We start from the raw sequence: 1,580 nt of genomic DNA, 5'->3' as shown, positions 1-1,580 counted from the left end.
CCGCCGGTCAGTGTATTGGCATTGGCATCGCCGGTCAGGGTGTCGGCGTAATCCGAGCCGGTCAGGTTTTCGATGCTGGCATAGGTATCGCCACTGGCCTGGCCGGCCGTGCCGCCGCTCGACAGGCTGGCGACCACAGCGGCATTGGCGTTGGCATAGCTGACGGTATCGCTGCCTTCACCGCCATCGAATTTCTCCGCTGCATCGGTGCCGATGAACAGATCATCGCCGTCCGTGCCGGTATGCGTCAGCGAGGTGTCGCCGGTTTCCGCGACGGTTTCCTCCGCGATGATATCGTCGGGCAGTTCGATTGCCACCGCCGGTCTGTCGCCCGCCGCGTCGGCTACGGGCGTCGCCGGCTGAGTGCCGCTGGCTGTGGCTGGTGCGTCGGTGGCCGGCGTCGCCGCAGCCCGTTGCGAGGCCCCGGCGGATGGACGCGATGGATTTTCGAGAGCCATCGCATCGCCGGTTGCGGGCGCCGCCGTGCCGGCTCCTGTGGCAGGAGGCATTTCTGGCGCAGTTGGCACGCCGCTGTCAGTTGCGGCATCGGCGGTGCCGGCGGGTGCTGTGGCCGGCGTTGCGGCGCGTGCCGTGGCCGCCCGGTCGGCGCCCTGCAGCGATCCGGACGGACCGCCGGCCAGGGCAACCGTCACACTGGTCGCGTCCGCGACCACCGCAGCGCCTGGCGGCGCCGCCGCGACGCCACCCGACGGACCGTTGAAGGCGAGGATCGTACCGGTCGGGGCAGATGCCGGCTGATTGCTCGTCGCATGGCCCAGCACCGTGCCGTAATGGACGCCGCCCTGCATATTGCCGACGGTATCGCCTGGCGCATTGCCCGCGGCATGAGAGAGCGGGCTGTCGCCCGCCGGCGACGACAGCGGCTTTGCATCCTTCGGCAACGCCTGCAATTCGTCGTCAATGATCTCGAGCCGGGTCGCCAAAATCGATCCTTTCACGGGCCATCAGGCCGGTTTGTTCAGATGTGATGGGTCTTGTTAAGATATGGTATGCGTGCCCTATTTTACTGGAGTATGCACCTTTAAATATTATAACTTTCGTAAAAAGAGAATTTGAGATGGATCAATACTCGCCCGCATTGGTCTTATCAGACTGCCAGCTGTGACCGCGTAGAGGGTGTTGGGCTCAGTCATATGGGGCTGGCGGCCGCAGCCGCGCCTGTATGGCGGGAGCCGCGCTTTGAGCAATTTCCGTCAATAATCCATTATAAATAGATTATATTACTTATTATACTCTTTTTAGTATAAGAAGCCGTAAGCGGCTGTACCGTGGCAAAGCCCACTCACCAGCTCAGTCGCTCGATGCTTTCGAAGGTCATTTCGCTGCCATCGCTCATCGCCACGATGCCGTCCACCGCAGTGTCGAAGACAATTTCGCCATGGTCGGCAGCATCGGTGATCGGGGTGCCGTCTGCCAGCGTCACGGTCCAGCCGCCAAAGCCGGGGCCGCCAGTCACGTTTTCGATATGGATGCTGTCGGTCCAGGCGCCGTCGCCGCCGACAAAACTGTCATCGCCTGCGCCGGCACCGAACAACGCGGTATCGGCGCCTTCGCCGCCG

Annotated in this window: 1 protein-coding gene and 1 pseudogene; both read right to left on the bottom strand. The window is 63.2% G+C overall.

Going from position 1 to position 1,580, the window contains the following annotated elements:
* Positions 1 to 944 (bottom strand): annotated as a pseudogene (locus Q1J79_RS09290) (hypothetical protein); the annotation flags it as partial.
* Positions 945 to 1,303: 359 nt separating this feature from the next.
* Positions 1,304 to 1,580: hypothetical protein (locus Q1J79_RS09285; protein ID WP_300299513.1), on the bottom strand; the 277-nt coding region annotated here is incomplete at its 5' end.

The sequence above is a fragment of the Ferrovibrio sp. genome, assembly GCF_029255545.1.
GTDB lineage: Bacteria > Pseudomonadota > Alphaproteobacteria > Ferrovibrionales > Ferrovibrionaceae > Ferrovibrio.
Note: the sequence above shows the minus strand (reverse complement) of the source record. Positions and strands in the feature narration are given on the sequence as shown.